Consider the following 24,210-nt stretch of genomic DNA (forward strand, 5'->3'; position numbering starts at 1 on the left):
AACCGGATCGGGCCGCTTTGGTTTCGGGCGGCCTCACCTTTGCCGTGCGATCTGCTGGGCGATGGCCTGCGCCAGGGCGATCCAGCGCTCCTCCTCGTCCGCTCCCTCCCCCTCGTCGCGCAACACGCGCAGGGGCGGCCAGACGCCGAGCCGGCTGGAGCGGCGCAGCGCGAAGAACCGGTCGAGTTCCTCATTCGTCGGCAGGCGGTCGTCCTTGCGCTGGTTGCAGCGGCGGTGCGCCAGCACGACGTTGGCCGGATCGTCGATCCCGCCATAGGCCTGGGGGATCAGATGGTCGAAGGTGGCCTTCGCCCCCACCGGCCCGTCGCAGAAGAAGCAGCGCCCGCCCTGCTGGACGTCCATCAGTCTGGCATCGTCCGGCGTGACGGGCATGGCGCTCTCCAGTCGGTCGATAGACAGGGTTCAGAGATCGCGCTCGACGCTGCCCCACAGGTCGTACTCGTCGGCATGCTCGATGGTGACGTCGACCATGTCGCCCGGCTTCAAGCCGGTCTCGCCGTTCAGGAAGACGTTGCCGTCGATCTCCGGCGCGTCGGCGTAGGAGCGGCCGATGGCGCCGTCCTCGTCGACCTCGTCGATCAGGACGCCCAGCGTATAGCCGACCTTCTGCTGGAGCCGTTCGGCGCTGATCGCCTTCTGCGTCTCCATGAAGCGCTCCCAGCGCTCCTGCTTGACCTCTTCCGGAACGGCGCCGGGCAGGTCGTTGGCGGTCGCACCCTCGACCGGCTCGTACTTGAAGCAGCCGACGCGGTCGAGCTGGGCCTCCTTCAGCCAGTCCAGCATGAACTGGAAGTCCTCCTCCGTCTCGCCGGGGAAGCCGGTGATGAAGGTGGAGCGCAGGACCAGATGCGGGCACTCGTCGCGCCACTTGCGGATGCGGTCCAGCTGCTTTTCCTGGGCGGCCGGGCGGCGCATCGCCTTCAGCACGGTGGGCGAGGCATGCTGGAACGGGATGTCGAGGTAGGGGAGGATCCTGCCCTCCGCCATCAGCGGGATGACCTCGTCCACATGCGGGTAGGGGTAGACGTAATGCAGGCGGACCCACAGGTCGAAGTTCGCCAGCTCGTTGCACAGGTCGAAAAAGCGGGTACGGACCTCGCGGTCGTACCATTTCTCCGTCTTGTACTTCACGTCGACGCCGTAGGCGCTGGTGTCCTGCGAGATGACCAGCAGTTCCTTGACGCCGGCGACCGCCAGCTTCTCCGCCTCGCGCAGGACCGAATGGATCGGCCGGCTGACCAGATCGCCGCGCAGGGACGGGATGATGCAGAAGCTGCAGCGGTTGTTGCAGCCTTCGGAAATCTTCAGATAGGCGTAATGGCGCGGGGTCAGCCGCAGCCCTTCCGGCGGCACCAGATCGGTGAAGGGGTTGTGCGTCGGCGGCACCGCCTCGTGCACGGCGCTGACCACCTGCTCGTACTGGTGCGGACCGGTGACGGCCAGCACCCCGGGATGGACTTGCCGGATCATGTCCGATTCCACGCCCATGCAGCCGGTGACGATCACCCGCCCGTTTTCCTTGATCGCCTCGCCGATGGCGTCCAGCGATTCCTTCTTGGCGCTGTCGAGGAAGCCGCAGGTGTTGACCAGCACGACGTCCGCGCCGTCGTAGCTGGGGGAGATCTCGTACCCCTCCGCGCGCAGGCGGGTGAGGATACGCTCTGAATCGACGAGCGCCTTCGGGCAGCCGAGGCTGACGATGCCGACCTTCGGGGCGCCCATGGTCTGGGCGGCGGCCGGCGATGCGGACTTCGGAACGGGGGATGTGGTCATCGCGCGCGTATACCGCCGATTCAAAGATTACGCCAGTGAAACATGGCGTTTGAGCGCCCGGGCATGGCCGGCATGCCGGTTTTGCCGGGGTCTGTCATGCCTTTGAGGTCTTCCAGCGCCTTGTCCATCCCTTTGCTCCTCCTTCGCCGGGCTCAAGCCAATGCGACAATTTGCAACAAAAGGATGAAGTGTTCGATGTTCCGTTTTGTGTTCAGCCACGCTAGTATGTATGACGATCTTATGATCGATGTGGCTGCCGCCTTACAGCGATAGCCGCCAGCCTTGTGATGCGCCCATCGTATAGCCACTAAACTTTATAGAGTGGAAAAAATGGACTTCGCAAAAGTGCGCGGTGTTGCTGCGGGCCGGATGTCGGTCCGGAACAACGGGACGCTGGACCGGACGCCGATCGGAGCCGGAGCCATCGGAGCCACCATGGACTTCGCCGAACCCGATCACGCGGGGGCTGCCTCGCCGCAGGCCATCGCCGACGTGATGCTGCAGATCTCCCATATTGCCGACAGCCTTGGCTATACCCATGGCCTGAAGCCGTCGCAGTGGACGGCGCTCCGCTATTTCGCCGGGGCCAACAACAGCCAGCGCACCGTGTCGGCCTTCGCCGATTTCCACGCCACGACCCGCGGGGCCGCCTCGCAGATGGTCGAGGTGCTGGTGGGCAAGGACCTGCTGGTCCGCGTGCCGGTTCCGGAGGACCGCCGCGTCACCCAGCTGCACCCGACGCCGAAGGCGCTGGAACTGCTGCGCCACGACCCGCTGAACGACTTCGCCGGCATCATCGCCGCGCTGCCGGGCGACGAGCAGTACAAGCTGGCCGAGACGCTGACCAGCCTGCTGCGCGGCCTGCTGGAAAAGCGCCAGTCCGTCTGACCGCCCGGCGTGGTTCGGGCGTTTGAGCCCGGCCGCCCGTCAGGGCTTGCGGCAAGCGGCGACCGCCGCCTGCAGACCGCGCTGGTCGCGCTCGTTGAGGCGGTTGGCGACGAAGCCCTCCCATAGGCCATTGCGCGCCAGTTCGGATTGCACGCAGCCGCAGTTGGCGGTGCAGGTTGCTTTCGCCACGCCGGCGCGCTCGCAGCTTGCCACGCAGGACGCCTGGAAACTGCGTACGGCGAGCGTTTCCGCCGGCATCAGCTGCGCCGCGGCCCAGGCGATCCCGAACAGCAGAGGCTGGTGCAGCAGATAAACGGCAAGGCTGTGCCGGCCGCCGAAGGCGAGCAGCCGCGCGGCGCGGCCGTTCACCGCCACCCCCTCGCCCAGTCCAGGCCGCAGCCGGCCAAGCCCGATCCCGGCCAGCACGCCGCCGATCCAGGGCAGAAGCGGCACGAAATCGTTGGAGTCCGGCGCCACGCTGGTCAGCCCGATCCAGCGCAGCCAGGGGTTGTCGAACAGCGGGAAGCCCTGGGTCGTCCCGACCAGCACCGCCGCTGCCGCCGCCGTCAGGGTCACACTGGCGGGCAGGCGGACGAAGGCGAGGCCGATGACGCTCGCCACCGCGATGTGGTGCAGCACGCCGAAGAAGATCGGGCTGTCGGGAAACAGGGCATAGGATGCCGCCGAGACCGCCGCGGCCCCGGCCGCCACCCGCCCCAACCGGCGCAGGAAACGCCCGGCGTCGATCCCGTCGCGGCTCGCCAGCACCAACCCGATGCCGGCCAGCAGCAGGAAGCTCGACAGGATCGCGGTGCGGGCAGCCAGCCACAGCGGGTCGCCCAGCAGGTCGAAGCCGGCGAGGCCGAAATAGGTGGCGTCCCAGCTGCCGTGATAGGCCGCCATCGCCAGCAGCGCCAACCCGCGGGCCACGTCGATTGCCGGCCGGCGCGAGGGCCGCTGTGCGAGGCCCTGTGCCGACGTGATGCCGATTGCGCTCATGATCCGGTCATTCCCACCCCGAAGATCCACCCCTCCTGCCGCCTTGCGGTGTCGTCCAGCCCCGGCGGTGCCCAGGCGCGCGGGGTGCCGGCGAGCCAGCGCAGGCCGGCGGCCGACACCAGCGCATCGCTGTCATGGTCGCTGACCGCCCCGGTCCGCTCCAGCGGATGCGAGCCCAGCCGGCGCAGCGCCTCGTCCATCTCGGCGCCGTCGCGGATCTTGCGCTGGCCGAAGCCGGTGTGTTTCAGGAACAGGCGCGGGTAGATCTCCACCATCACGCTGGCGCCCGGTGCCGAGTTCATCGAAGGGCCAGACCGCCAGCCGGCCGGGCAGGGCGGTGCGCAGGGCGCGCAGCACCCGCATGCCGGCAAGCGCCCCTTTGCCGACCTGACGCGAGCCGATCAGCTTGTAGGGGCTCTGCGGGTGGCCCAGCCCGTCGGCGCGGCAGGCCCATTCGGTGGCGCGGTGCGGGTCCTCGTACCAGTCCGGCTGCGGCCCGCCATGCCAGAAGCCGAGCCCGTGCAGCGGATGGCTGGCGAAGGGGCCGCCGCCGAAGTCGGGCTCCGCCGCGCAGGCCTCCTCCACCGCCTCCCACAGGTCGAAGACGGTGATGTCGCGGCCGGGAAAGCCGCGCGCCGCCACCGCGAAGGGCAGGGAGAAGGCGCAGTCGATGCCGACGAGGGCCGGCTCCTTTGGCAGTTCCGCACGCAGCCAGTCGAACACCGCCGTCCGCGACCACCAGCCGCCGGGGCCCTCGACCAGCCGTGGGGCGGCATCGCCCGCGGCACATTCCGCCACCGCGATGCCGGCGTAGCGCTTGGCCAGCGCGCCGGACCAGTCGATGGCGATGAAGCGCCCGAAAGCGGGCGCCGCCGTCCCGGTCACAATCCGGCTCCGGTCAAAGCTCCGCCACCTCCACCACGCCCGGCACCGCCTTCAGGGCCGAGCGGCTCTGCGCGGTGATGGTGTAGCTGCCGGGCAGCTCGATCTCGATCTCCTTCAGCGGGTCGACCTCGACCAGCACATTGATGCGGCTCTTGCCGCGCGACAGCCGATCCAGCGTGGCGCGCAGATGCTCGATCGGGCCGGGGTCGCGCAGGACGACGCGCAGGCCGGCGCTGACCGAGGCGACGGCCTCCTCCAGCGGCTTGATCTCCTGGCAGGTCAGGCGGATCTCTTCGCCGTTCAACTGGACGTCGACGGTCAGCAGAACCGCGTTGCCCGGCTCCAGCAGGGCGCGGTTGGCCGCCAGGATTTCCGAGAACAGCGTGACCTCGTAGCCGCCGGCGGCGTCCGACAGCTCGACGAAGGCGAAGCGGTTGCCGGACTTGGAGGTCTTCTCCTTCTTCGACACGATGATGCCGGCCATCGCGCGGCGGGTCATGCCGCCGGCCTTGGCGACGTTCGCCAGATCGGCCGAGCGCACCACCTTCATGCGGCCGAGCGGGCCGGAATAGGCGTCGAGCGGGTGGGCCGACAGGTAGAAGCCGATGGCGCCGAACTCGTGCTTCAGCTTCTCCAGCGGCTCCCAGTCCTTGACCTTGGGCAGTTCCGGTTCGGGCAGGCCGCCCCCGCCGCCGCCAAACAGGTTGCCGATGCCGCTGTCGCGCTCCGCCGCCTCCGCCTGGGCGTAGCGGATGATGGTCTCCAGCGCGGCATGGACCTGGGCGCGGTTGGGGTTCAGCCCGTCGAAGGCGCCGGCGCAGGCGAGATTCTCAAGCTGGCGCTTGTTGATGGTCTTCAGATCCAGCCGGCGGGCGAAGTCGAACAGGCTCTTGAAGGGGCCGTTCTTCCGCCGCTCCTCCACCACCGCGCGCATGGCGGGCTGGCCGACGCCCTTGACGGCGGCCAGCGCATAGCGCACCGCCTTGGTCCCGTCGGTCAGCTGCTCGACCCCGAAGATGGAGTCGGATTTGTTGATGTCCGGAGTCAGCAGCTTGACGCGCAGCCGCGCCAACTCCTGGCGGAAGACGTTCAGCTTGTCGGTGTTGCCGAGGTCGAGCGTCATCGACGCCGCCATGAACTCCACCGGGTGGTTGGCCTTGAGATAGGCGGTGTGGTAGGCGACCAGGGCGTAGGCGGCGGCGTGGCTCTTGTTGAAGCCGTAGCCGGCGAACTTCATGACCTGGTCGAAGATCATGCTGGCCAGATCGGCCTTGACGCCGCGCGACTCCGCGCCGTCGCAGAAGATCTTGCGCTGGTTGTCCATCTCCTCCTTGATCTTCTTGCCCATGGCGCGGCGCAGAAGATCGGCGCCGCCCAGCGAATAGCCGGACAGCACCTGGGCGATCTGCATGACCTGTTCCTGGTAGATCATGATCCCGAAGGTTTCCTTCAGGATGCCTTCCAGGCTGTCATGCATGTAGTCGGCTTTTTCCTCGCCGTTCTTCACCCGGATGTATTTCGGGATGTTGTCCATCGGGCCGGGACGGTAGAGCGACACCAGCGCGATGATGTCCTCCAGCCGGTTCGGCTTCAGCCGGCGCAGGACGTCGCGCATGCCCGAGCTTTCCAGCTGGAACACGCCGGTCGCCTCGGCCCGGCTGAGCAGCTGGTAGCTCTTCTCGTCGTCCAGCGGGACGGTGGTCAGGTCCGGCTTCTCGGGGATCAGGTCGACCGCCGTCTTCAGCACGGTCAGCGTCTTCAAACCCAGGAAGTCGAACTTTACCAGGCCGGCCTGTTCGACATATTTCATGTTGAACTGGGTGACCGGCATGTCGGAGCGCGGGTCTCGGTAGAGCGGCACCAGCTCCTGCAAGGGCCGGTCGGCGATCACCACGCCGGCGGCGTGGGTCGAGGCGTGGCGATAGAGGCCCTCCAGCTTCAGGGCGATGTCGATCAGGTGGCGCACGGTGTCGTCGCCGTCGCGCGCCTGCCGCAGCATCTCCTCGCTGTCCAGCGCCTGCTGGAGCGTCACCGGGTTGGCCGGGTTGTTCGGCACCATCTTGCAGATCTTGTCGACCTGACCGTAGGGCATCTGCAACACGCGGCCGACGTCGCGCAGCACGGCGCGCGCCTGCAGCTTACCGAAGGTGATGATCTGGGCGACGCGGTCGTAGCCGTATTTGTTCTGGACGTAGCGGATGACCTCTTCGCGGCGGTCCTGGCAGAAGTCGATGTCGAAGTCGGGCATCGACACGCGTTCGGGGTTCAGGAAGCGCTCGAACAGCAGGCCGAAGCGCAGCGGGTCCAGATCGGTGATGGTCAGCGCCCAGGCGACGACGGAGCCGGCGCCCGACCCGCGCCCCGGCCCGACCGGGATGTCGTGGGTCTTCGCCCATTTGATGAAGTCCGACACGATCAGGAAGTAGCCGGGGAACTTCATCTTGACGATGACGTCCAGCTCGAACTCCAGCCGCTCGAAATAGGTCCGCCTCGTCTCCGCGCGCTGCTCCGGCGTCATGTCGGGGGTGTAGACGACCTTCTCCAGCCGCTCCTCCAGGCCGGCGCGCGACTGGGCGCGCAGCTCGTCGTCCTCGGTGCGGCCGCCTTCGCAGGCAAACGGCGGCAGGATCGGCTTGATCGGCTTCAGCAGGAAGGAGCAGCGCCGGGCGATGGCGACGGTGTTGTCCAGCGCCTCCGGCAGATCGGCAAACAGCAGCCGCATCTCCTCCGCCGATTTGAAGCGGTGGTCGGGGGTCAGGCGGCGGCGGTCCTCCTGGCTGAGATAGGCGCCCTCGGCGATGCACATCAGCGCGTCGTGCGCCTCGTACATGTCGGCGGTGGCGAAATAGCAGTCGTTGGTGGCGACCAGCGGCAGGCCGTGGGCATAGGCGAGGTCGATCAGCGCCGGTTCGATGGCGTTCTCCGCCGCGGCGAAATGGCCGCGCCCGCCCTCGTGCCGCTGAAGCTCGACATAGAGGCGGCCGGGGAACAGCCGCTTCAGCCGCTCCAGGACGTCGAGCGCCAGATCCTTCTGCCCCTCATGCAGCAGCCGGCCGACCGAGCCGCCGGGGCCGCCGGTCAGCGCGATCAGCCCGGCCGAATGACCGTCCAGCGCGTCCAGGGTCACCTGCGGGCCGGCCAGCGGGTCCGACTCAAGGAAGGCCTTGGACACCAGCGCCGCGAGGTTGCGGTAGCCCTCCTCGTTCTGGCAGAGCAGGACGAGCTGGTCGGGGGTGGCCGCCGCCTTGCCGGGCAGGCCGGGCTTGGCCCCTCCTGGACCTGATTGGGCCGGGCCGACGCGGGTGATGCCCAGCACGGTGCCGATGATCGGCTGCACGCCGGCATCGGAGGCGGCCAGCGCGAATTCCAGGGCGCCGAACAGGTTGCCGGTGTCGGTGACCGCGACGGCCGGCATCTGCTGTTTCAGGCAGAGCTTGACCAGCTCCTTCACCTTGATCGCACCTTCCGACAGCGAATAGGCGGAATGGACGCGCAGGTGGATGAAGTCGGCGTGGGGCATGGCAACCGGGGGCTTGCTTGCTACGGGGCCCCTGGTTCTAGCACAGCCCGGACGCTTCCCGCGACGGTCGCGCGGGGGCATGCGAACGTGGTATGGAAGTCGCCGCAACACGTTCAGGGATGGGGAGGACGCCGCGATGGATCGGCAGCACCTTGCACCCGTCGTCCGACTGCGGCCGGTCCTGCGGGACCGCCATGCCGTCCGGGCGGCGACGCCTTCGGCCCTGCTGACCGGGGCGCTGCTGACCGGGTTGGCGCTGGCGCTGTCCGCCTGCGAGACCGTGCCGCCGCCGCCGGCAGCGGCCCAACAACCCGCGGCCGGGCTGCCGGACGGGCCGTCCAAACCCTTCAGCTCCGGCAAGGGCTGGACCGTCACCATCCACACGCCCCCCGGCGGCAAGCCCTTCTGCGTCGCCGAGCGCGGCATCCCGGTCGGCCAGAACGCCGCCCCGCGCCTCAGCTTCCGCACCGCCGCCGCCGAGTCGGGCTTCATCCTGTCGGGCTTCACCCCGTCGGACAGCGGGGCGACGGTGAAGCCCGGCGAACGCTACGACCTGGCGGTGATGTCCGACCTGGGGCCGCGCCTGTCCTTGAGCGCCCGCGGCCTGCCCAACGGCAGCCTCTACGTCGCTGTGCCGACCAAGGGGTTCCTGGAGGAGATGGAGCCGCTCGCCCGCGCCCACCGCGTCAGCTTCCGCAGCAGCGGGCTGGGGGATATCGGCACGATGCTGCTGTCGGGATCGTCCTGGGCGATCAACGCATCGGACGAATGCCGGATCCTGCACGCGGAGTCGTAAAACCTGCTCCCCGCCCGTGGGGGTGACGCGCAGGTCAGCCACGCTGGCCGCGCGCTCCGCCGCCGATTGACCGGTCCGGCAGGGCCCGTTTAGCCTTCCGATCATGCGCGCTTCCCACATCCTGCTCGCCGTGGCGGTCGCCGCCGTCTGGGGCCTGAACTTCGTCGCGATCAAGGTCGGATTGCGCGATTTCCCGCCGCTGCTGTTCTCCTGCCTGCGCTTCGCGCTGGCGGCGCTGCCGGTGGTGGTGCTGGGCTGGGGCAAGGGGCCGCCGGTGCCCTGGCGCTATGTCATCGGCATCGGCGTGATGCTGGGCGTGGTCAAGTTCCCGCTGCTGTTCCTGGGCATCGACGTCGGCATGCCGGCGGGGCTGGCCTCGCTGGTGTTGCAGGCGCAGGCCTTCTTCACCGCGATCTTCGCCGCCTTCGCGCTCGGCGACCGGCCGGGGCCGCGTCAGGTCGGCGGCATGGCCGTCGCCTTCGCCGGCGTCGGGCTGATCGCGCTGGAGATGCCGGCCGGCGACTCGCTGCTCGGTCTCGGGCTGACGCTGGCGGCGGCGGCGGCCTGGGGTGTTGCGAACATCGTGATGAAGCAGGCCAAGGCCCCCGACCTGTTCAGCCTGATGGTTCTGGGTCAGCCTCGTTCCACCGCTGCCGCTGCTGGCGATGTCGCTGGCGCTGGAGGGGCCGGACCGCATCGTCCATGCCTTCACCACCCTGACAGTGGTCGGAGTCGGCTCGCTGATCTACATCGCGGCGGGGGCGACCTTGTTCGGCTTCGCCGCGTGGGGCTTCCTGATGCGGCATTATCCGGCGAGCCTGGTCGCGCCCTTCTCGCTGCTCGTCCCCATTTTCGGCATGAGTTCCAGTGCCTTGCTTCTGGGCGAGACCTTCACCACGGCGAAGCTGGCCGGCGGGCTGCTGGTGTTCGCCGGGCTGGCCCTGTCGGTGCTGAGACTGCCGGCGCGGGTGCGGGCGCGGGCCTGATCATAGGCCGATTTGGGGCCGACTGGGGGCCGATTTGAGATCGGATGGGGCTGGCAGGAGGAACCAGCCGCATTAAAGTCCTATTGAACTCGATGAGCTTGACGCGGCGCTATGGCGTCCGGATCATTCCGGTCGATAGTTGCGTCCCTAAACCATAGGCAAGCCTTGATCTCTTCCGACAGGACCGCGCAACCGAATGGTGGAATGCCAAACGGTGGAATGCCGATTCCGCCGATCAGGCACTGGCAGGCCCATCTACGCGCCAGCCGGCCCCTGCGCGTCCTGCTGCTGATCGGCGGGCTGTCGGTCGCCGTGCTGCTGGCGGCGACGGTCCAATACATCGACAGCATGCGCGACCGCGAGATGGAGGGGGCGGAGCGCGAGCTGTCCACCCTGAACCTGTCGCTGGCGGAGCAGACGGCCAGCGCGACTCAGAGCGTCGATCTGGTGCTGACCACCATCATCGAGCAGCTGAAGTCGGACGGGATCGACACGCCGGAGGAGTATGTCCGCCGGCTGGGCGGGCGCGACACCTACCAGATGCTGCGGGCGCGCATCACCGGCCTGCCGCAGCTGGATGCGGTGACGATGATCGCGGCCGACGGGCACCTGATCAACTTCTCGCGCTATTACCCGATCCCGCCGGTCAACGTGTCCGACCGGGATTACTTCGCCTATTTGCGCGACCACGACACCACCGCCCCCTTCATCAGCGAGCCGGTGCAGAACCGCGGCAACGGCAGCTGGACGGTTCTATCTGGCCCGCCGCATCAGCGGCCGGGACGGCAGCTTCGTCGGGCTGGTGCTGGGCGCCATCGAGCTGAGCTATTTCCAGAGGATCTACAAGGCGCTGCAGCCCGATGGCGACGGCAGCATCAGCCTGTGGCGCCGCGACGGCATCCTGCTGGCCCGCCACCCGGTGCTGCCGGACATCGGCCGGCCGCTGGGCCAGCGCCAGTTCCTGAAGGTGCTGGAGCGCGCCAAGTCCGGCGTCTATTTCTCCTCCGGCGGGCTGAACGACGGCGCCCGTCTGGTGGCGACGCGGGCGCTGGCGGACTATCCGCTGGTGGTCAACGTGACGCGCAGGCTGGACGCCGTGCTGGACAAATGGCGCATCCAGGCCTGGACCATCGGTGCGGCGAGCGCCGTCGGCATCGCGGCGCTGCTGCTGTCGCTGTGGGCGCTGGCCCGCCAGTTCAGCGCCTACGAGGCGGCGACGCGGGCGATGGATGCCGCCCGCCGCGCCGTGGAGGGACGGGAGCAGGCCGAACAGGCGCTGCGCCAGAGCCAGAAGATGGAGGCGATCGGCCAGCTGACCGGCGGCGTCGCCCACGATTTCAACAACCTGCTCCAGGCCATCGGCATCAACCTGCACGTCATCGACAGCCGCACCGAGGACGAGCGCATCGCCGGCCCGGCCCGGCTGGCCTTGCAGGCGGTCGAGCGGGGCGCCACCCTGACCCAGCATCTGCTGGCCTTCTCGCGCCGGCAGCAGCTTCGCCCGGTCCCGGTCGATGTCGCGACGCTGGTGGAGCGGAGCAGCCGCCTGCTCGGCCGCACGCTGGGCCAGTCGGTGCGGGTCGAGACGGAGGTGGCACCCGGCCTGTGGCCGGCGATGATCGACCCGACCCAGCTGGAAATGGCGGTGCTGAACCTGGCGCTGAACGCCCGCGACGCCATGCCCGGCGGCGGCACGCTGTGGATTCTGGCCGGCAACCGGACGGTGGCCAGCCCGGAGGCCGGCGATCCGGCGGCTGGCGATCCGGCGATTGCCGGCCGGTTGCCGGGCGCCGGTCCGCTGCCGGTGCAGGTGGAGGGGCTCGCGGCCGGCGACTATGTGGTCCTGCGGGTGCGCGACACCGGCACCGGCATGGCGGCCGAGGTCGCCGCCCGCGCCTTCGAGCCCTTCTTCACCACCAAGGAGGTCGGGCGCGGCACCGGGCTCGGCCTCAGCATGGTGCATGGGCTGGCGACCCAGTCCGGCGGCGGGGTGGAACTGGACAGCCGGCCGGGGCTGGGCACCACGGTGATGCTCTATCTGCCGCGCGCCGAGCAGGCGGCGGACGTGGCCGCGGTGCCGCCTGCGCCGCCGCCGGCGAGGACGAAGGTAACGGACACGGCAGCGATTGGCGCCGGATGCGCCATCCTGCTGGTGGACGACGAGGAACTGGTGCGCTCCGCCACCGCCGGCTATCTGGCCCAGGCCGGCTTCGCCGTGCGCGAGGCGGCCGATGCGGCGGCGGCGCTGTCGCTGCTCGACCATGGGTTCCGGCCGGACGTGATCGTCACCGACCACATGATGCCGGGGATGACCGGGCTGGAGATGGCCCGCACCCTGCGCGCCCGCCAGGACGAGACGCCGATCCTGATGGTCACCGGCTATGCCGAGGATCTGACCTCCACCGCCGCGGTGTGCGAAGTGTCGCTGACGGTGCTGTCCAAACCGATCGAACCGTCGCGGCTGGTCCGCTCCATCCGCGACATGGCGTCGGTCGAGGGGTGAGGGCAGGGCGGCGTTTCGGGAAGGCCTCGTGGGGAACATCGGGGGAGTGGCGGCGTTGGAAGGGCGATCCCACTCCATTTTAGCCCCCGGAGAAGCCATGAACGCCCAATCCACGATCCGCGACGCCTATGACAGCGTCTTTGAAGGCCACACCAACCTCGGCATGGGCGAGCGTATCGTCTCGACCGGCCTCGGCCTTGCCGTCGCGGCGGGCGGGTTGCGCAAGGGCGCCAGCATTCCCGGCGCCATCATGGGCCTGGTCGGCGCCGCGCTGGTCGCCCGCGGCATGAGCGGCCACTGCCCGCTGAAGGACCGCCTGTCCGGCGATCACCAGGACCGGCTGGGCCATGGCGGCTCCTATGGCGAGTCGCAGGCCGTCGACCATTCGCGCATGGCGGAAACCTACTGATCCGCCCCGCGACGGGTCCATCCCGTCACCGGATGACGCAGTACGGTCACGGGAATGTGTGACGCCATTAACCCTGATGGTGAATTGTTGGGCAGGCCAGCGACGGGGTGAAGACCGGGGGCCGCGGGTGTGACATCCTGCGGGGCCCGGGCAGCAGCCCCCGACCTGACGTCCCGCTCAGGAGTTTCACCGCATGTGGTTCACCGCTTTCCGACCCCGGTCCACCCTTGCGGCGGTGACGGCGCTCTGCGTCGGCTCCGCCCTGGTGCTGCCGGTGCCGGCGCCCGCCCAGACTGCCGCGGCCCCGGTATCGACCCCGGCCCCAGCACCGGCATCGGCTTCGGTCCGCTACGACCTCGGCTACAACATCTTCTATCCCGTCCGCAGCCGGAACGGGATGGTGGCCTCCGAGCACCGGCTGGCGACCGAGATCGGCGTCGACATCCTCAAGCGCGGTGGCAACGCGGTCGATGCGGCGGTGGCCGTCGGCTTCGCCCTGGCGGTGGTGCTGCCCAATGCCGGCAACATCGGCGGCGGCGGCTTCATGGTCGTGCATGACGCCAAGAGCGGCAAGGACGTCGCCATCGACTTCCGCGAGATGGCGCCGGCCAAGGCCTTCCGCGACATGTATCTCGACCAGCAGGGCAAGGTGGTCCCCGACCGCTCGCTCTACACCCATCTGGCGGTCGGCATCCCCGGCACCGTCGCCGGGCTGGCCCATGCGCTGGAAAAATACGGCACGATGACGCTGGCCGACGTGCTGGCCCCGGCGATCAAGCTGGCCCGCGAGGGGCACACCGTCACGCCGCAGCTCGCCGGGCTGCTGGAGGTCGAGCGCGACCATCTGGCCGCCTGGGACTCCACCCGCGCTATCTTCTTCAAGGACAACCGCCCGCTGACCGCCGGCGAGACGCTGGCCAACCCCGACCTCGCCAATTCGCTGGAGTCGATCGCCCAGCAGGGGCCGAAGGCCTTCTACGAGGGGGCCATCGCCGACAGGATCGCCGCGGAGATGTCCCGCCACGGCGGCTACATCACCAAGGACGATTTGAAGGCCTACAAGGTGGTGGAGCGCGAGCCGGTCAGCGGCAGCTACCGCGGCTATACCGTGAAGTCGATGCCGCCGCCCAGTTCCGGCGGGACGCACATCATCCAGATGCTGAACATCCTGGAGCGCTGGCCGCTGAAGGAGTACGGCCCGGACAGCGCCAGGTCGATCCACCTGATGGCGGAGGCGATGAAGCTGGCCTATGCCGACCGCTCCGAATATCTGGGCGATCCCGACTTCACCAAGGTGCCGGTGAAGGGCCTGACCTCGCGCAAATATGCCGACGAGCTGGCGGCGAAGATCGATCCGGAAAAGGCGACCCCGGCCGGCAGCATCAAGCCCGGCAAGCCGGCGCCCTACGAGAGTGACCAGACCACCCATTTCTCGGTGGCGGACAACCAGGGCAACGTCGTCAGCACCACCTACACGCTGAACCTCAATTTCGGCAGCGGCATCGTCGCCGAAGGCACCGGCATCCTGCTGAACAACGAGATGGACGATTTCTCGGCCAAGCCGGGCGTGCCCAACGCCTTCGGTCTGGTCGGCGGCGACGCCAACGCCGTCCAGCCCTACAAGCGGCCGCTCAGTTCGATGTCGCCGACCATCGTGCTGAAGGACGGCAAGCCCTGGCTGGTCACCGGCAGCCCCGGCGGCAGCCGCATCATCACCACCACCATGGAGACGGTGATCGATCACATCGACTTCGGCATGAATCCGGCCGAGGCCGCCGCCCTGCCGCGCGTCCATCACCAGTGGACCCCCGACGAGCTGCGGGTGGAGAAGGGCCTCAGCCCCGACACCGTCCGCCTGCTGGAGCAGATGGGCCACAAGGTGGCGGTCAAGCCGACGATGGGCCGCACCCGAACCATCCAGCTGCGCGAGGACGGCCTGTACGGCTTTTCCGACCCGCGCAATCCCGACGGGATGACGCTGGGATATTGAGGGAGCAATTGGGGAGGGGATTGTCCGGAGGGCAGTGACCGGATGGGAAGACGGGCGCCCGGCGACGGCCGGGCGTCACAATTCCCGTATACAAAGAAAAAGCGGCGTGCTTTGGTAACCTTCGATCCGCCATGACCGGCGGCGCAGGGGCCAAAGGCTCGTGCCCGTTCGGGAAAGGCAACGGAACAGTTGGATTAAGGCGGGCCTGTCGGTTAGCCTTTGCAGGAGTGAACCGGAGCATTTGCCGTGGACAAGGCCTTGGTCGAAAAGAACCGCGAGTGGACCTATCAGCGTGAAGGAAAGCAGCCCGTCACCATCCGGGTCGCCGATTTCGAGCGCGAGGGGAAGCGCATCGTCGCCTTCCTGGAACAGACCGACATCGCCAAAGCGGCCGGGTTGCCCCAGCCGGCCGTGAACGATTGGCCCCGCATCGCCGAGGCCTATGCGAAGGAACAGGGTGTCGGCCTCAACGACATCTATTGGTACGAGCTGCATCCGCGCCGCTTCGCCAATGGCCGCCCCAACGTTTCGGAATACCGTCCCGGCATGGCCGAATGGCGGTTCGAGACCAGCATTCCGCTCGCCCGCGCCATCGTGGAGCAGCTGGGCTTCGACCCGGACAACCTGCCGCTCGACATCTGACAATCCTGCATGCGGCCCCCGCGCGCAGCCCCTGTGATGCGCCGCGGGACCGGTGTATGATGGCGCCATATCTCAGGCGGCCGGCGGGACGGTTTCCGCGGACCGCTGCCGGGAGATAGAGGCCGGGAGACGAAGATGAAGACGGTGCGGAGGGCGGTCGCCCTGGGTGCTGCGATGCTGGCGGTTGCGGCCGCAGCCGCCGTGATGTCCGTTCCGGGTGCTGCACAGGCGCGCGCGTCGGTATCGGTCGGCATCGGCGTTGGACCGATTTTCCCGGCCTATGGCTATTACCACCCGTACCGCTACTACGCGCCGCCCCCGCCGGTGGTGCAGTATTACGCGCCGCCGCCGGTCGTCTACGCGCCGCCGCCGGTGCAATATTATGCACCGCCTCCGGCCACGGTCGGCGCCGATCCGGCCGGACCGGTCTATTATTCGCGAAGCGGCCAGCAATGCCGCGAATACCAGAGCAGCGCCATGGTCGGCGGCCGGCCTCAGCCGGTCTACGGCACCGCCTGCCTCCAGTCCGACGGGACCTGGCGGATCGTGAACTGAGGGCAGGTCGAATCAAGGGCGGATCGTGAAACGAGGGCCTCACCGGCCCTCGCGCCCGTTCAGGCACGTCCTTTCAGCCGCGCTTTTCAGTGATGAATCGCTTCGGGAACGAGGTCGGACGGCTCTTCGGCGTTCTCGTGGTGGATCCTGCACACGTCGTCCCAACGCGACAGGAAGGCGTCCAGCAGCGCCGGGTCGAAATGGCGGCCGCGGTTCTCGGCCATGTAGGCGCGCGCCTCCTCCAGCGTCCAGGACTGCTTGTAGGGGCGGGCGGAGGTCAGGGCATCGAACACGTCGGCGATGGCGACGATGCGGCCGGACAGCGGGATGTCCGTCCCGGCCAGACCGTTGGGATAGCCGCTGCCGTCGAACTTCTCGTGATGGCTGAGCGCGATCTCCGCCGCCAGACGCAGCAGCGGGATGGGGCTGTCCGCCAGGATGCGGTGGCCGATGGCGGCGTGCTGCCGCATCACCGTCATCTCTTCCGGCGACAGGCGTCCCGGCTTCAAGAGGATCATGTCCGGGATGGCGATCTTGCCGATGTCGTGCATCGGCGCCGCCTTCATCAGCTCCTGGGCGAAGGCGCCGCCGCAGCCGGCCGCTTCGGCGACCAGCTTCGAATAGAGCGCCATCCGCTCGATGTGGGCGCCGGTCTCCGGATCGCGGTATTCGGCGGCGCGCGACAGGCGGTTGACCAGTTCCTCGCCCTGGCGCTGGAGGGCGGCGGTCACCCGCTCGACCTCGGCAGCCAGCAGGGCGGCGCGGTCGCGCAGCAGGGCGCGGCTGTGGCGCAGCGCCAGCAGGTTGCGCAGGCGCGCCTGCACCTCCGGCACGACCACCGGCTTGGTGAGGAAATCGCTGCAGCCCTCGTCGAGCGCCCGCACGCGGATGTCGACCGCCGTGTTGGCGGTGATCATCACCACCGGCACGGTGTCCAGCCGCGCATCGTCACGGATGTGGCGCAGCAGCTCGATGCCGTCCATGTCCGGCATCATCTGGTCCAGAAGGATCAGGTCCGGCTCGTTCCCGCGCAGCCATTCGACGGCCTCCAGCGGGCTTTCCATGGTCACCGGCTCCGCATCGTCCAGGCGGCGGACGATGGCGGCCATGATGAACAGATTGGTGCGGTCGTCGTCGACGATGAGGATGTTCATCTTGCGGCGTCGCCTTTCCGGTCGCTGTCCTTGCGGGCGGCGAGCAGCCGGCCGACCTCGGCCAGCAGGGCCTTCAGGTCGACCGGCTTTTCAAAGGCCGCCTCGGCCCCCAGCAGGCGGGCCATCCCCGGCAGTTCCATCCGCAGGCGCACGCTGCCGCCGGTCACCGCGATCAGGGGCGGGCGCGACTGTTGTGACTTCAGCCGCAGGATGATCTCGTACCCGTCGGCCTCCGGCATGATGATGTCCGTCACCACCAGATCGACCGCATGCCGTTCCATGACCGCCAGTGCCGCGTTTCCGTTCTCAGCCTCGTGCACGGTGTAGCCGGCGCGCTGGAAGGCTGTGCGCACCATCCCGCGGAAGTCGGGGTCGTCGTCGACCAGCAGGATCGACGGAGCGGATTCAGTTGTTGTGGAGGGGGTGGACCGGCTCCGCAACTCGAAAAGGGACATTTCCATGGTTGCCGCTTCCGTAAACCGCCGCGTGACCGCCGGGCCGCGCTGGAGAGAAATCGCTAGGCTTCACCATAACCGGCTGCCGGCGCGCGCACCCGCTGTGTCTGGGATAGTGGAGACGGGAAATGGGATAGCGGGGATATTATCCTACGTCCATGAAGACGTGGCGCCGGACGGAGATGGGGAAATATGACCGGCATGCAAAATTATGACTGGCATGAAATATGGGGAAGCCACGAAAACTTAAGATTTCGGCCAGTATAACAGAAAATCTTGATACTATGGGACGAGTGGTTGCCGAGGGTGGCGGAGGCTGGTTGATGAAGATCCTGGTGGCGGACGACCATCCCTTGTTCCGGGACGCGTTGGAGCTGTCGGTCCGTCAGGCTTGGCCGGATGCGGAAATCGGCTGCATCGGCTCGCTTTTGGAACTGCCCGCGGCGCCGGCTTCGGCCGACGGCAGCCCCGCCATGCTTTTCCGCTATGACCTGATCGTGCTCGACTGGCGGATGCCCGGTGCGGAGGGAAGCAATCCGATCGCCGTGCTTCGCCAGGCGGGGGTCCAGGGGCCGGTCGCCGTGGTGACGGGTGCGGAGGATGCGCTGACCGCCCTGGAGGTGCTGCGCTGCGGGGCCGAAGCCTTCCTGCCGAAGACGACGCCGCGCCGAATCCTGGCCCAGGCCCTGCGTCTGGTGGCCGAAGGCGGAAGCTTCGTGCCGAAATGCGTGGCGCTCGACCTGCTGCACATGACCGACCTGTCGCTCGACATCGACGAGGCGGAGGAGGCCGACGGACCGCCGCTGGAGGGGGAGGGGGCGCCGTCCTCGCCCCTGACCGACCGGGAGGAGCAGGTGCTGTCGATGCTCGCCACCGGGGCGACCAACAAGGAGATCGGGCGTCACCTCGGCCTTCAGGAGGTGACGGTCAAGCTGCACACCCGCCGCATCCTGCGCAAGCTGGGTGCCCGCAACCGCACCGACGCCGTGCGCCGCGCCCAGCAGGCCGGGCTGCTGTCCCGCAGCCTGGACGAAGCGTCGTCCTGACTCCGGCAAGACCGCTTGCCGCATAGGGCTGGTCCCAGCAGCGGAAGGCCGGCCGTTCTGGTATGGTCGCCTCCTCTCGTCACATGCCTTCGTCCGGTGCGGCAGAGATGGGCCAACCGCTATAGGGCCGCAAAAAATGGGGCCGCATTCCGAGTCGCCGATGAGCCCATCCGACCATCCCCTGCCTGCTCCGCAAACGGTCCGCGCCGCGCCCGCCACCGCCGCGCCCGCCATCGCGGCGCTGTGCGGTGCGGCGGTGCTTCTGCTGTCCGCGCTCGACCCGCTGCGCGAGGCGGCGCCCCTGGCGCTTCCGCTGCTGGCCGCCGGCTGCGGTGCGGCGGCCGGGCTGACGCTGCTGTCGGTCTGGAATGCCGGGCGCCGCAAGGCCGCGCGCGACAAGGCGGCGGAGTCCACGCCGTTTGCCGTCCCGTCCCCCCTCCCTTTCCCTGGCCCTATCCCCGGTCCGGTGACGCCGCCGGGGCGGCCGGCCTCCCCCACAGTCCCCGACATGGCTGCCGACATGGCCGCCGGGGCCACCGTCCGCATCGCCGCGCTGGAAGAGGCGTTGCGGCAAAGGGACAGGCAGGCTGCGGAGCGGCTGCGGAGCCAGCAGCTGGCGGCGATGGACGTCCGTGCCGAGCTTGCCTGCGCCATCGTCCACGACATGAACAATGCGCTGGGTGCCGTCTCGGGCTATGCCGACTTCCTGGTCAGCGACCTGCCCGCGAACTCGCCCCAGGCCGACTATGCCAACCGTGTCCTGGCGGCGGTGACCCGCGTCGGTCCCGGCCTGCGCAGGCTGGTGTCGGCCGCAAGGATGGAGCCGGTCCCGCTGAAGCCCGAGCGGGCCGTCGGCATTCTGGACGAGGCGGCCGCACTGCTGCGGACCGTTCCGGTGCAGCCGGGCAGCCTAGCCGTCCGCCACGATCCCGGCGTGCCCGATCCGGTCTGCAACGCCGACCTGCTGGCGCGGACCCTGGCGGGTCTGGCGGCGGAGATCCTCGCCGCCTCCGGCCGGGCCGGCGATGCCCGGCTTTGCCTGCGCGCCTCGGTTCCGGGCCAGTTGGGGGCAGGGCTGGGGGCAGGGTTGGGATCGGAGCTGGGTGCGGATCAGGACGATCCGGATCGGGATGCCGCCGGCTGGACCGTCCGGCCGCTCCTGACGCCGCGCCGCGGGCCGCACATCCTGTTCGAACTGCGGGTCGATGGCCCGCCGCTGGCCGACGCCCTGCTGTCCATGCTGGTCGACCCGCTGCTGTCCGCCCGCGCCTGCTACCGCCGCGGCCAGTCGGAGCGGGAGGAGGGCCCCTCCTGGCCGGCAGCCCTGCTGACCGCGCGGCTCCATGACGGCGGGCTGAGCCTGCTGACCCACCCGGTGGAAGGAACGGCGGTGCGGCTGCACATTCCCGCCGTCCCGCCGCCGCCCCGCACCTCCAGGGCGGTGACACCGCAACCGGAGAACGCGCCGCCACAGCAGCCGCAGCAGGCGCCGCCGCTGCTGCCCCGGCAGGTGCCGGGTCCGGCGACGCGCAGTTCCGCGCCGGCCTGCAAGGTTCTGGTCGTCGATGCCGACCCGGCGTCCGGAGACCGGTTCCAGACCGGGCTGGAACGGCAGGGATTCGAGGTGTCGGTCTGCGACGACCTTCGCGACGCGCTGGACGTCATCTCCGACGAGCCGGGATTCTTCGATGCGGTGGTCATCGGTCCGGGGCTGAGCGCGCTTCCCGCCGGCCTTGCGCTGGCCGGCCGCCTGAAGGCGCTGCGGCCGGACCTGCTGTGCGTGCTCTATGGCGCGGCCGGTACGGAGCTTTCGGGGGTCGGCGCCGTCCCGCTTCATGCCGAGGCCGGCGGACCGGCCGACCTGTTGCTGCCGCTGCCGGTCGACCTGCCGCGGCTGGCGCGCGCGGTGGCGGCACTCGCTGCCGGCGGCAGCCGGATGGGCAGCGGGGACGGGATGGCCGGAGGGCGGCGCTGATGCGTGGACGTCTTCATCTGCAAGGCTTCATCGGCGCCATCTGGACGGCGACCCTGGTGATCGCCGCCGGACTGTGGGCGGCGGCCCTGACGCTGGCCCATTACGACGATGCCGAGGCGATGGCGCGGGCCGAGCGCGACAGCGGCAACCTTGCCCGCGTCGTCGCCGAGCAGGCGACCCGGACCATCGCCGAGGCCGACCAGATCCTGCTGTTCCTGATCGACGATTACCACGAGCATGGCGACAGCTGGACCCAAGGCATCACCCAGATGCTGCGGCAGGCGGTGGAGCGGTCGAGCATCCTGGTCCAGCTGGCGGTGATCGACGAGCATGGCGACCTCATCCACACCAGCGTCGAGGATGCGCCGGCTCGCATCCATCTGGCCGACCGCGAGCATTTCCGTGTCCATGTCAACAACCCGGCCACCGGCCTGTTCATCGGGAAGCCGGTGTTCGGCCGCGCCTCCGGCAAATGGTCGATCCAGCTGACGCGGCGCATCGACAACAGCGACGGCAGCTTCGCCGGGGTGCTGGTCGCGTCGATGGACCCCTTCTATTTCAGCCGCTCGCTGGAGGAGCTGGACGTCGGCCCCAACGGGGCAGTGGCGATCATCGGCACCGACGGCATCCTGCGCGCCCGCTCGCTGATGAACGACCGCATCGTCGGGCGGGACGTCGGCGGATCGCCGACCCTGCAGATGGCGCGCCTCCGGCCCACCGGCTTCGTGCGCACCGCCAGCCCGATCGACGGCATTCCACGCCTGCAATCCTTCCGCACTCTGTCCACCTATCCGCTGGTCGTCACCGCGGCCTTCGACGAGGGCTCCTTCCTGGCCGACACGCGGCGGCGGCAGCGGGTTTATCTGCTGGCGGCGGTGGCGTGCAGCGCCGGGCTGATCGGGCTGGCCCTGCTGGCGACGCGGCAGACGGCGCGGCTCGCCGCATTGGCCCGCCAGCTGGCCCAGAGCGAGGAGCGGTTCCGCGACCAGGCGGAAACGGCGTCCGACTGGTTCTGGGAGATGGACGCCGACCTGCGCTTCTCCAACCTGGCCGGGCCGCTGGTCCCGCATGTCGTCAACGGCACGCTGCCCATCGGCCTCAGGCGCGAGGATGTCGCGCTGCGCGAACCGGGGGATGCGCCCAAGTGGGAGCGGCACCGTCAGGCGATGGAGCGGCGGGAGCCGTTCCGGAACTTCCGCTACCGGGTGATGACGGCGGCGGGCTTGCGCTATTTCAGCGTCAGCGGCCGGCCGGTCTTCGACGAGAGCGGGGAATTCCGCGGCTATCGCGGCTCGGCCACCGACATCACCGAGCGGGAGCTGGCCGCCAACCGGCTGGCCTCCAGCGAGGCGCGCTACCGCGCCATGTTCGAGGCGGTCGGCCAGCCGATCGTCACCATCGACGAGCATGGCACCATCGACGCCTTCAACCGCGCGGCGGAGCGGCTGTTCGGCTACCGTGCGGCCGACATGGTTGGCGGGCCGATGACCCGGCTGATGCCGACCGCAATGGGCGCCGTCCATGACGGGCTGCTGGCCACCTACCGTGAGAGCGATGCCTCCGCGCCGCGCTCGGAGGTCCGGGAGCTGACCGGCCGCCGCAAGGACGGCAGCGAGTTCCCGCTGGAGGTGACTTTGGCCGGCTGGCGCGAGGGCGACCGCCGCTACGTCACCGGCGCGCTGCGCGACGTCACCGCCCAGCGCGAGATCGAGGCCAGCCTGCGCCGCGCCAAGGAGGCCGCCGATCAGGCCAACCGCGCCAAGGGCGAGTTCCTGGCGACCATGAGCCACGAGATCCGCACGCCGATGAACGGGGTGCTGGGGGCGCTCGCCCTGGTCGAGGGGCCGAACCTGAACGAGGAGCAGCGCCAGCTTCTGGACGTCGCCAACCGGTCGGGCAACGCGCTGTTGCAGATCATCGACGACATCCTCGACCTGTCCAAGCTGGAGGCCGGCAAGGCGGAGGTCGAGCCGGTGGATTTCGAGCTGCGCGCCGTGCTGGGCGACAGCATCGACCTGCTGGAGCCGACCGCCTGCGGCCGCGGCCTGATCCTGACGCGGGAGGTGGCGCCCGCCGTGCCCGACCGGGTGCGGGCCGACCTGCGCCGCATCCGGCAGGTGCTGGTCAATCTGGTCGGCAACGCGCTGAAATTCACCAACCGGGGCGGCGTGTCCGTGCGGGTCGGGCTGGAGGCGGCCGGAACGGGGGCGGCAGATGGCGGCTTCGTCCTGCGGTTCGAGGTGGCCGACACCGGAATCGGCATTCCGGAGAATGTGCAGCAGACCCTGTTCCGCCGCTTCACCCAGGCCGACAGCTCCACCACCCGGCGCTTCGGCGGCACCGGGCTGGGGCTGGCAATCAGCCGGGAACTGGTGACGCTGATGGGCGGGCGCATCGGTGTGGCCAGCACCGAGGGCAAGGGCAGCACCTTCTGGTTCACCGTCCGCTGCGAACCCGCCGCCGATCCGTCGGCCGGGGTGCTGACCGTGCCTTGCGCCCCGGAACCGGTGACGGCGGCAGGGGGCGGGGCAGGGGGCGGTGCGGCGGGCGATGCGGCGGAAGGAACCGCGCAGGCGGCCGGCCTGCATGTCCTGGTCGCCGAGGACAACGAGATCAACCGCGACATCGTCGTCACCATGCTGCGCCGCGCCGGCAATCGCGTGACCGCGGTGGAAGACGGCCTGCAGGCGGTGCGTCTGGTGGAGGAGGGCGGTTTCGACCTCGTCCTGATGGACGTGCAGATGCCGGTGATGGACGGGGTCACCGCGACCCGGCACATCCGCACCATGCCGGGCGAGGCCGCCCGCCTGCCCATCGTGGCGCTGACCGGCAACGTCATGCCCGGCCACCGCGCCGAGTATCTCGCAGCCGGCATGACCGCCTATCTGACCAAGCCCATCGTTTCCGCCGACCTGTTCGACGTGCTGGCCTCGGTGGCCGCGTCGCGGGCGGCGGGCGGGACATGGGGGCAGTCCGGCCTGCCGCCGCGGGTGCCCCTGGCATCGATTTCCCCGGCCGCCCCGTCGCCCGCCCCGTCCGAGGCGGAGATCTGGCGCGCGGCCCCGCTGCTGGACGACGGGCAGGCCTCGTCGCTGCGCGCGGTGATCGGCGAGGAGGCCTGGGCGCAGACGGTGGTCGCCTTCCGGCGGACGGTGGGCGACAGCGTGGCCGCCATCCGCAGCGCGGCCGGGCGGGAGGGGGGCGCCGTGCCGCCGGTCCGCATCGCCCACACGCTCAAGGGAACGGCCGCCAACATCGGCGCCGTGCGCCTCAGCCGTCTGGCTTCGCTGCTGGAACAGCAGGCGCTCGACCATGGCGGCTGGACGGCCGGAGACCCGCACTGCGAAGCGCTGGAGGGCGTGGCCGAGGCCACGCTGGATGCCCTGGCGTCCCGGTTCCAGCCGGCGGACGACGCCGCGATGGAGCAGGAGACGGCCTGACGCAATGAATACTCTGGCGGCCGTTACTTTGTTTCCGAAGAGATTTCACAGAGTTTCTCAAGAAGAACAGCGACTTCGCGTCGCATATGCATCCGTAAGGAAGTATTTTCGGTGACCGAACGGTGTGGAAGGTCTAGGGTACGCAGTCTCGGCCTGCGCCGATCATTCGTACT

At 69.3% G+C, this 24,210-nt stretch carries 19 protein-coding genes; 11 read left to right on the plus strand and 8 right to left on the minus strand.

Annotation, left to right across the window (positions count from 1 at the left end):
- Window positions 1–33 precede the first annotated feature (33 nt).
- Entirely contained in the window at window positions 34–393 is a 360-nt protein-coding gene (locus ACWPN3_RS05715) for an HNH endonuclease (RefSeq protein ID WP_492243997.1), read from the minus strand.
- Between the two features lie 30 nt (window positions 394–423).
- Window positions 424–1,743, minus strand: coding sequence for a 30S ribosomal protein S12 methylthiotransferase RimO (gene rimO, locus ACWPN3_RS05720; protein WP_109047847.1), 1,320 nt, complete (start codon window positions 1,741–1,743; stop codon window positions 424–426).
- 486 nt (window positions 1,744–2,229) lie between these two features.
- On the opposite strand from rimO, the gene ACWPN3_RS05725 reads away from it, so the two are divergent.
- Window positions 2,230–2,682, plus strand: coding sequence for a MarR family winged helix-turn-helix transcriptional regulator (locus tag ACWPN3_RS05725; protein ID WP_109452428.1), 453 nt, complete (start codon window positions 2,230–2,232; stop codon window positions 2,680–2,682).
- Window positions 2,683–2,721: 39 nt separating this feature from the next.
- On the opposite strand, the gene ACWPN3_RS05730 is transcribed toward ACWPN3_RS05725, so the two are convergent.
- From ACWPN3_RS05730 to dnaE, 4 genes are read right to left on the minus strand one after another with little or no spacing between them, the layout of a single operon-like run.
- Complete coding sequence (locus ACWPN3_RS05730; protein ID WP_492243996.1) at window positions 2,722–3,681, minus strand: acetyltransferase domain-containing protein; 960 nt, start codon at window positions 3,679–3,681, stop codon at window positions 2,722–2,724.
- Window positions 3,678–3,881, minus strand: a complete 204-nt coding sequence (locus tag ACWPN3_RS05735) for a hypothetical protein (RefSeq protein ID WP_492261167.1) — start codon at window positions 3,879–3,881, stop codon at window positions 3,678–3,680. Before ACWPN3_RS05735 ends, ACWPN3_RS05730 begins: the two co-directional genes overlap by 4 nt.
- A complete protein-coding gene (locus tag ACWPN3_RS05740; RefSeq protein WP_492261168.1) occupies window positions 3,814–4,566 on the minus strand; it encodes a hypothetical protein in 753 nt (250 codons plus the stop codon). The genes ACWPN3_RS05735 and ACWPN3_RS05740 overlap by 68 nt, the downstream gene beginning before the upstream one ends.
- A gap of 13 nt (window positions 4,567–4,579) precedes the next feature.
- Entirely contained in the window at window positions 4,580–8,086 is a 3,507-nt protein-coding gene (gene dnaE, locus ACWPN3_RS05745; RefSeq protein ID WP_492261169.1) for a DNA polymerase III subunit alpha, read from the minus strand.
- Window positions 8,087–8,222: 136 nt separating this feature from the next.
- Between dnaE and ACWPN3_RS05750 the strand changes: the two genes are divergently transcribed.
- From ACWPN3_RS05750 to ACWPN3_RS05780, 7 genes are all read left to right on the plus strand, one after another.
- On the plus strand, window positions 8,223–8,882 hold the full coding sequence (locus tag ACWPN3_RS05750; protein WP_109096407.1) for a hypothetical protein: 660 nt from the start codon (window positions 8,223–8,225) through the stop codon (window positions 8,880–8,882).
- 103 nt (window positions 8,883–8,985) lie between these two features.
- Entirely contained in the window at window positions 8,986–9,906 is a 921-nt protein-coding gene (locus ACWPN3_RS05755; RefSeq protein WP_492261170.1) for an EamA family transporter, read from the plus strand.
- Between the two features lie 764 nt (window positions 9,907–10,670).
- A complete protein-coding gene (locus ACWPN3_RS05760; RefSeq protein ID WP_492261171.1) occupies window positions 10,671–12,371 on the plus strand; it encodes a response regulator in 1,701 nt (566 codons plus the stop codon).
- A gap of 97 nt (window positions 12,372–12,468) precedes the next feature.
- Window positions 12,469–12,780 (plus strand): YgaP family membrane protein, encoded by a 312-nt coding sequence (locus tag ACWPN3_RS05765; protein ID WP_109096410.1) that lies wholly within the window; start codon window positions 12,469–12,471, stop codon window positions 12,778–12,780.
- Window positions 12,781–12,973: 193 nt separating this feature from the next.
- Window positions 12,974–14,770: a gamma-glutamyltransferase gene (gene ggt / locus ACWPN3_RS05770; protein WP_492261172.1), complete on the plus strand. Its 1,797-nt coding sequence runs from the start codon at window positions 12,974–12,976 to the stop codon at window positions 14,768–14,770.
- 246 nt (window positions 14,771–15,016) lie between these two features.
- The gene (locus ACWPN3_RS05775; protein ID WP_109047856.1) at window positions 15,017–15,412 is read left to right on the plus strand and encodes a hypothetical protein; all 396 of its coding nucleotides are present in this window, start codon (window positions 15,017–15,019) and stop codon (window positions 15,410–15,412) included.
- A 135-nt stretch (window positions 15,413–15,547) separates the two neighbouring features.
- A complete protein-coding gene (locus ACWPN3_RS05780) occupies window positions 15,548–15,967 on the plus strand; it encodes an RT0821/Lpp0805 family surface protein (RefSeq protein ID WP_109096412.1) in 420 nt (139 codons plus the stop codon).
- An 86-nt stretch (window positions 15,968–16,053) separates the two neighbouring features.
- On the opposite strand, the gene ACWPN3_RS05785 is transcribed toward ACWPN3_RS05780, so the two are convergent.
- Window positions 16,054–17,121: an HD domain-containing phosphohydrolase gene (locus ACWPN3_RS05785; RefSeq protein ID WP_109096413.1), complete on the minus strand. Its 1,068-nt coding sequence runs from the start codon at window positions 17,119–17,121 to the stop codon at window positions 16,054–16,056.
- Window positions 17,118–17,582 (minus strand): response regulator, encoded by a 465-nt coding sequence (locus ACWPN3_RS05790; protein ID WP_109096414.1) that lies wholly within the window; start codon window positions 17,580–17,582, stop codon window positions 17,118–17,120. Before ACWPN3_RS05790 ends, ACWPN3_RS05785 begins: the two co-directional genes overlap by 4 nt.
- 317 nt (window positions 17,583–17,899) lie before the next feature.
- Between ACWPN3_RS05790 and ACWPN3_RS05795 the strand changes: the two genes are divergently transcribed.
- The 3 genes from ACWPN3_RS05795 to ACWPN3_RS05805 all read left to right on the plus strand — a co-directional run bounded on the left by ACWPN3_RS05795 (window position 17,900) and on the right by ACWPN3_RS05805 (window position 24,037).
- Window positions 17,900–18,622, plus strand: a complete 723-nt coding sequence (locus ACWPN3_RS05795) for a response regulator transcription factor (protein WP_109096415.1) — start codon at window positions 17,900–17,902, stop codon at window positions 18,620–18,622.
- A 160-nt stretch (window positions 18,623–18,782) separates the two neighbouring features.
- Window positions 18,783–20,597 carry a two-component hybrid sensor and regulator gene (locus ACWPN3_RS05800; protein ID WP_492261173.1) on the plus strand — a complete coding sequence of 605 codons (1,815 nt, stop codon included), beginning with the start codon at window positions 18,783–18,785 and terminating at the stop codon, window positions 20,595–20,597.
- Window positions 20,597–24,037 (plus strand): PAS domain S-box protein, encoded by a 3,441-nt coding sequence (locus ACWPN3_RS05805; protein WP_492261174.1) that lies wholly within the window; start codon window positions 20,597–20,599, stop codon window positions 24,035–24,037. Before ACWPN3_RS05800 ends, ACWPN3_RS05805 begins: the two co-directional genes overlap by 1 nt.
- The last annotated feature ends 173 nt before the right edge of the window (window positions 24,038–24,210 follow it).

The sequence above is a fragment of the Azospirillum sp. UENF 111221 genome (genome assembly GCF_058780625.1).

Bases quoted from the DNA above. Each gene is read 5' to 3' on its own strand.
- ACWPN3_RS05715 (WP_492243997.1), bottom strand. From the start codon at position 393: ATGCCCGTCACGCCGGACGATGCCAGACTGATGGACGTCCAGCAGGGC.
- rimO (WP_109047847.1), bottom strand. From the start codon at position 1,743: ATGGGCGCCCCGAAGGTCGGCATCGTCAGCCTCGGCTGCCCGAAGGCG.
- ACWPN3_RS05725 (WP_109452428.1), top strand. From the start codon at position 2,230: ATGGACTTCGCCGAACCCGATCACGCGGGGGCTGCCTCGCCGCAGGCC.
- ACWPN3_RS05730 (WP_492243996.1), bottom strand. From the start codon at position 3,681: ATGAGCGCAATCGGCATCACGTCGGCACAGGGCCTCGCACAGCGGCCC.
- ACWPN3_RS05735 (WP_492261167.1), bottom strand. From the start codon at position 3,881: ATGGACGAGGCGCTGCGCCGGCTGGGCTCGCATCCGCTGGAGCGGACC.
- dnaE (WP_492261169.1), bottom strand. From the start codon at position 8,086: ATGCCCCACGCCGACTTCATCCACCTGCGCGTCCATTCCGCCTATTCG.
- ACWPN3_RS05750 (WP_109096407.1), top strand. From the start codon at position 8,223: ATGGATCGGCAGCACCTTGCACCCGTCGTCCGACTGCGGCCGGTCCTG.
- ACWPN3_RS05755 (WP_492261170.1), top strand. From the start codon at position 8,986: ATGCGCGCTTCCCACATCCTGCTCGCCGTGGCGGTCGCCGCCGTCTGG.
- ACWPN3_RS05765 (WP_109096410.1), top strand. From the start codon at position 12,469: ATGAACGCCCAATCCACGATCCGCGACGCCTATGACAGCGTCTTTGAA.
- ggt (WP_492261172.1), top strand. From the start codon at position 12,974: ATGTGGTTCACCGCTTTCCGACCCCGGTCCACCCTTGCGGCGGTGACG.
- ACWPN3_RS05780 (WP_109096412.1), top strand. From the start codon at position 15,548: ATGAAGACGGTGCGGAGGGCGGTCGCCCTGGGTGCTGCGATGCTGGCG.
- ACWPN3_RS05785 (WP_109096413.1), bottom strand. From the start codon at position 17,121: ATGAACATCCTCATCGTCGACGACGACCGCACCAATCTGTTCATCATG.
- ACWPN3_RS05790 (WP_109096414.1), bottom strand. From the start codon at position 17,582: ATGGAAATGTCCCTTTTCGAGTTGCGGAGCCGGTCCACCCCCTCCACA.
- ACWPN3_RS05795 (WP_109096415.1), top strand. From the start codon at position 17,900: ATGAAGATCCTGGTGGCGGACGACCATCCCTTGTTCCGGGACGCGTTG.
- ACWPN3_RS05800 (WP_492261173.1), top strand. From the start codon at position 18,783: ATGAGCCCATCCGACCATCCCCTGCCTGCTCCGCAAACGGTCCGCGCC.
- ACWPN3_RS05805 (WP_492261174.1), top strand. From the start codon at position 20,597: ATGCGTGGACGTCTTCATCTGCAAGGCTTCATCGGCGCCATCTGGACG.